At 59.0% G+C, this 5,686-nt stretch carries 5 protein-coding genes, 4 tRNA genes and 1 rRNA gene; all 10 read right to left on the reverse strand.

Annotated features, from left to right (window positions below; translation table 11 throughout):
• Window positions 1-95, reverse strand: a 95-nt coding sequence (locus CRO06_RS20340; RefSeq protein WP_031629039.1) for a GTP-binding protein, incomplete at its 3' end; no start/stop codon positions are given.
• 149 nt (window positions 96-244) lie between these two features.
• Window positions 245-320, reverse strand: a tRNA-Thr gene (locus CRO06_RS15025).
• Between the two features lie 50 nt (window positions 321-370).
• Window positions 371-444, reverse strand: a tRNA-Gly gene (locus CRO06_RS15030).
• Window positions 445-650: 206 nt separating this feature from the next.
• Window positions 651-734 (reverse strand) — tRNA-Tyr (locus tag CRO06_RS15035).
• An 86-nt stretch (window positions 735-820) separates the two neighbouring features.
• A tRNA-Thr gene (locus CRO06_RS15040) sits at window positions 821-896 on the reverse strand.
• A 101-nt stretch (window positions 897-997) separates the two neighbouring features.
• A complete protein-coding gene (locus CRO06_RS15045) occupies window positions 998-1,684 on the reverse strand; it encodes an SPOR domain-containing protein (protein ID WP_097058780.1) in 687 nt (228 codons plus the stop codon).
• Between the two features lie 17 nt (window positions 1,685-1,701).
• Window positions 1,702-2,436, reverse strand: a complete 735-nt coding sequence (locus CRO06_RS15050; RefSeq protein ID WP_097058781.1) for a type III pantothenate kinase — start codon at window positions 2,434-2,436, stop codon at window positions 1,702-1,704.
• Entirely contained in the window at window positions 2,433-3,401 is a 969-nt protein-coding gene (gene birA, locus CRO06_RS15055) for a bifunctional biotin--[acetyl-CoA-carboxylase] ligase/biotin operon repressor BirA (RefSeq protein WP_022997245.1), read from the reverse strand. Before birA ends, CRO06_RS15050 begins: the two co-directional genes overlap by 4 nt.
• Window positions 3,402-3,407: 6 nt before the next feature.
• Window positions 3,408-5,096: an AMP-binding protein gene (locus tag CRO06_RS15060; RefSeq protein ID WP_022997246.1), complete on the reverse strand. Its 1,689-nt coding sequence runs from the start codon at window positions 5,094-5,096 to the stop codon at window positions 3,408-3,410.
• 504 nt (window positions 5,097-5,600) lie between these two features.
• Window positions 5,601-5,686: ribosomal RNA gene (gene rrf / locus CRO06_RS15065) — 5S ribosomal RNA — on the reverse strand; the annotation flags it as partial.

Below are 5,686 nucleotides of genomic sequence, written 5' to 3' on the forward strand. Positions count from 1 at the left end.
AAAGCGGCCGTCAGCGTCGTCTTACCATGGTCAACGTGACCAATCGTGCCCACGTTTACGTGCGGTTTATTACGTTCAAACTTTTCCTTTGCCACGACTCTCTACCTCTCAACTTGGCTGTGCATTTCCGTCTGAACGGCGCCTCTGCCCAGATAAAACCCTGTCGGACCGCACCTTCCGCGGACCATCTTGGCACCACCAAGACACATAAAGCCGGACCCAGGTGGTACCCGGGCCCGGATTCTGGAGCTCATGACCGGATTTGAACCGGTGACCTCACCCTTACCAAGGGTGTGCTCTACCTACTGAGCTACATGAGCGTAACCTTTATTTCGCAGACCTCTTTCTTGGCCTGCGAATTTCCGCAGCCTGGAGCGGGCAGCGGGAATCGAACCCGCATCATCAGCTTGGAAGGCTGAGGTTCTACCACTGAACTATGCCCGCAAACCTTCTGTCTGCCCGCCAGCTTGCTGGCGAAATATCTGGTGGAGGGGGGAGGATTACTCCGCCCTTCGGGCCAGCACAAGTGCTGTTCAGTCCGCGAAGCGGACATGTCGAACCTCTTGTCGGTCCGAACCCTCCCCCGGCCAAGCACCGAAGGAACCTTTACGAGCCATCAAGCCTTTCCACGCCTGATCGCTCTCATTATCTGGTGGAGGGGGGAGGATTCGAACCTCCGAAGCTTTCGCGTCAGATTTACAGTCTGATCCCTTTGGCCACTCGGGAACCCCTCCAGAAAAGGGCCTACATTCTCTTTACGGCTCAGCCCCTTGTCAACATGTTTTCAGGGGCTTTCAAGCTCCTGGCGCAACAGAAAAGCTGGAGCTGGCGAGAGGAGTCGAACCCCCGACCGGCTGATTACAAATCAGCTGCTCTACCAACTGAGCTACGCCAGCATGAAGCGAGCCTTGCTTCAAAGGCTGCGCATTCTATAGAAACCCCGAGGGGTCTGCAATCGCTTCTCGCCGCTCCGGCCAAGAACATCATGACTGCCTGGTCACCCCTCCCACCGGGCATTACCAGGACACTGGCTCTGGCTGCGGCCCGCCTGTGGATTTCCGACCAGGAAATCGGCCAAAGCGGCTCCGCCATCTTCCAACGGGGGCAAATAAATCCAATACTCGGTCACCTCACGAGCGGTCTCACGCACAAAGACCGGATAGCCGGCATTGCGCATTTTTGTGCGCAACCCTTCCGCGGACTCCGCACTGGAGAAGTACCCCAGGGAAATAGCGTTGGCATAATCGCCCTCTTTGACGATAAAGCTGTCCACACCCAGGGCCTGCAATTCGTTGAGCGCCTCCAGCGCGCGCTGGCGAGATTCAAAGGGAGGGAGGTAAACCCAGTTCAGACGATCCTTCTCCACCCGGACAGGCTCGATTCGCCCAGCCAAACCAGCCGCCCTCAATTGTATTCTGGCCCGGCGTGCCTCATCGCTGTCCGACCAGGGACCAACAACGGTACATGAAGCAGTCTGAGAAGAGGAAGGTGCCGCCAGGGCAGCCTTGCCGGGCTGAGGCTGCTCGCTGAGCAGCGCCAAAGAAGACGCGGAACCGGCCTCCGCTCCCTTTGCGGCGGGCTGCGAACTCGAAGTCAGGGGCGTTCTTTCCAATCGATCGGCAGTCAGATGCCAGCCCAGGTAAACCAGGTTAGCCACCAACAGCGTATAAAATACCCAGCGCACAGCGCGCTCCCCCCAGGTTATTTTTGTCGAGCAGCCACCCGTTCCAGTCCATCCAACACCAGATCCGGCTGCAGGTCGAAATCGAATGGGAAGGAGGCGCTCAATTCCCGGGCATCCCCGCCCGTTACCAGTACCGGGCAAGTATCGGAAAGCCGTTCACGCAGTTCAACCACTACATCCGTGACAAAGGCCACAGACATACGCAACAGACCGTTATGGACACATTCGCCAGTGGACTGCCCCAACCCCAGCCCGGCCTGACCCGGGCCGACATGCACATCCGCGGTATCGCGCAATAAGGCGGTACGGAGCATGCCCAACCCCGGCACGATATAGCCGCCGAGAAACGCGCCATTCTCATCCACGGCATCGATGGTCAGGGCGCTGCCACAATCCACGACGATACCGGCCCCGTGGCGCCGATGGCATTCGATCAAGGCAACCCAGCGGTCCACGCCCAGGCGCCGGGCCTCGGGGTAGCAGTTGTGGACACCAAAGTCATCCCGAACGGAATAATAGAACTCCGCCGCCAACCCGGTGGCTTCGCTGATCAGCGCACCAATCCTTGCATCCGCTTCCGCTCCCGCCACCGAAGCTATCCAGACGGACTCAAAGGACTGAGACGAAGCCAGGGGTTCACGCAGAGCCGTTTGCCAATCCCGCCGGTGGGTTCCACCGCCCTGCTCGATATTATCGCCGCCGCGGCGGCGCCATTTCAGGGCCGTATTCCCCACATCGATAAACAATTTCATTGCAGTCTCAAACTAACTTCGCCGCCATGCAAATAATGGCGCTCGCCCTCGATCTCCACGCACAGGGCCCCATCCTCAGCGACCCCCCGGGCGATCCCCGTTTGCGACTTGCCAGCAGTGATCACCGTCACCGCCTTGTCCCGTACCAGGTCCAGTTCCTGATAGGCTGGCACGAAGGCGGCAAACCCCCGAGCAACAAAGGTGTCCAGCATATTCAGCAGGGCACTGGACAGCGACTCCGCCAATTCAGTACGGGACATTTTCAAGTCACCGTACTGCACCAGACTGGCCCAGGGCTGATCAATGCTATCGGCCTGCGCATCCAGCATGGCCACATTAATACCCACACCAACCACGACCTGAACCTGCGTTTCTATTTCACCGGCCAGCTCGATCAACACCCCTCCCAGCTTACGCCCCTCCACCAACAGATCATTGGGCCACTTCAGACCCAATGGCAGTCCCGGGCAGGCTCGCTCCAGGACCTGGCTGACCACCACTCCCGCAGCCAGGCTGAGTCCGCCCAGGGAAGCGAAACCACCCGGTAACCGGTACAGAACGGAAAGGTAGATGTTGGCGGCGAAAGGTGACCGCCACTGGCGCCCGCGCCGGCCTCGGCCGGCACTTTGAAATTCGGTGGTGACTACCAGAGGGCCTGCCCGCCCTTCAGCGGCCAGGGCCAGGGCATCAGCATTGGTGGATCCGGTCACCGGACTGAAAATCAGCTCGGCCCGGCCAGCCAGCCCCTCGCTCAATTGGCTCTTATCCAACAAATCCAGGGGCCGGGCCAGCCGATAGCCCTTGCCACGAACCGACTCCACGTCCAGGCCCAGCTCCCCCAGGCGTTGTATCCGTTTCCAGATGGCGGCCCGGGAAATGCCAAGCACTTCGCCGAGATCCGCTCCGGAATGGAAACGCCCGTCGGCCAGAGCCTGAACGAGGGGCAGATCCGTACTGTATTCCATCTATGATCAATGCTCCCAGATCACACCACGGGAAGCCGCCCATTCCGGCAGATCCGCCTCGTAGTGCTTTTCGATTTCATTGCGCTTGAGCTTCAGCGTGGGGGTCACCAGACCATTTTCCACCCCCCAGGGCTCCTTGCACACCACCAGGGAGGCAAGCCGCTCGTGAGGGTCGAGCTGATTGTTTACCCGGGTCAGCAATTCATTCAGCTGCTGGGTAAAATGCTCTTTCTCAGCGCCTTTGCTCAACTTGCCCTGCTCTTCCGGCGTCAGGTTCAACAACGCGATAGGTTGCGACATATTTGCCCCGATCACGCATACCAGTTCAACACCGGGCTGGCTGGCCAGACGGTTTTCGATCGGCGCCGGCGCCACGTACTTCCCTTTCTCGGTTTTAAAGATCTCCTTGATCCGACCGGTAATCCGCAACCGGCCGCCTTCATCGATCTCACCCACGTCCCCGGTTTTCAGCCAACCATCCTCGGACAGCACCTCCGCGGTCAAGTCCGGCTGCTTGTAATAGCCGCTCATGTTGCCGACGCTGCGCACCAGCACTTCACCACCCTCGCCGATGCGGCATTCTACCCCATCATTGGGCGTGCCGACCCATCCAATCTGTTGATCCCCCTGCACCGTGGTATGCGACCACCCGAAGTTTTCGGTCATTCCGTAAACTTCCAGAATCTCCAGGCCCAGGGTGTTGAACCAGGAAATGATCTCGGTGGACAGCGGCGCCGCGCCAGACAGCGCCACCCGGCACTCGTCCAGCCCCATGGCTCCCAGTACCTTTTTCTTGATCACCTTGTTCAGCAGCGGAATCTTCAGCAGGGTATTGAGCTTCTTCGGCGGCACCGCCTCGGACGCTTTCTGATAGAACTTGGACCAAATCCTCGGCACCGCGAAAAAGAGCGTCGGCTTGGCGCGCTTGATGTCTTCACCAAAGGTATCCAGGGATTCAGCAAAGTAGACCGTATTTCCGACGTACAACAGAGCGGTTTCCACCGCCGCCCGTTCCGCCACATGAGACAGGGGCAGATAGGAGATCATCCGGTCGGAAGGTTCCAGGTTATAAACCCGGATCACTTTGTCACCAACGGCGGAGAGACTGCGGTATTGATGCATCACGCCCTTCGGAGTTCCCGTGGTCCCCGAGGTATAGATGATCGTGGCAAGATCATCCGGGCCCGGTTGCGCCACCTCCGCCAACGGCTCATTCTGAGCCACGATATCAGTCCATACCGGGCAGGACTGAAGCACATCTTCCGGCGCCAGGGAAAAAGCCACCTGTTGAATCCCTTCCGGCACACCATCCTTCATAATGTCCCAGTCGTCCAGCTTGCCAACGAACAACAGCCGGGATCCGCTATGCTCGAGGATTTGTCTTACTGAGTCCGCCACCAGGGTCGGGTACAGCGGCACACTGACCGCGCCGGCAATCCAGATTGCCAGGTCAGCCAGGATCCATTCGGCGCAGTTCTTGGAAACCAGGGCCACCCGGTCACCGGTCTGGATCCCCTGGGCGCGCAAGTAGGACGCCATGCGATGCGCCTCATCGGAGACTTCTTTCCAGGTGTACCGGCGGACCCGATCCCCCCCCAGAGGTTGCACCATCGCCACATCGCCGGGCTGTTGCTGATAACGGTCTTGAAGTGCCTGAATCGGTGTTTTCATGGTTACGTTATTCTGATTCGTCATTGTATTCACCTGTTTCCCAAACCAAGAAGAAAGGCCGCCAAGTGCCGCTTCGCCTCGGGAACACGAAGTCGGCGGAAGAGCGTGTGCCACGGAACCCAGGCCGGCCGCGACGAGGAGTCATGGCCCCATTGGAACCGTGTACGATTATTGAGCATAGAGATACAACAGGCGGGGATAAAGAGGTTTGACGGCAAAAAGAGGACGCTCGTGCAAAGTGCGCCATGATCGGGCATTTGGGGCCACGCCTGGGCATGAAGGATGACCCGCCTGGGTCCAAGCCCGGCCTACTTGAGTGATTGGATCGGGGCAGGATGACCTACAGTGTGTAGCGAGCATGCTCGCCATCCCTTCGGGGCGCCTACGGCGCCTCCGTCTGACACCTTCGGAGCATAGGCGGTTTTATGCCCTCGGGTACACATGGGCCGTGTAGGGACAGGAACTCACCGTATCCCGAATATAAAAAACCCCCGGCACATTCGTGACGGGGGTTTTTTATATTTAAGAGCCTGACGATGACCTACTCTCACATGGGGAAGCCCCACACTACCATCGGCGCTGAGCGGTTTCACTTCTGAGTTCGGCAAGGGATC

It is taken from the genome of Alloalcanivorax xenomutans, from assembly GCF_900217905.1.
Classification (GTDB): Bacteria; Pseudomonadota; Gammaproteobacteria; order Pseudomonadales; family Alcanivoracaceae; genus Alloalcanivorax; species Alloalcanivorax xenomutans.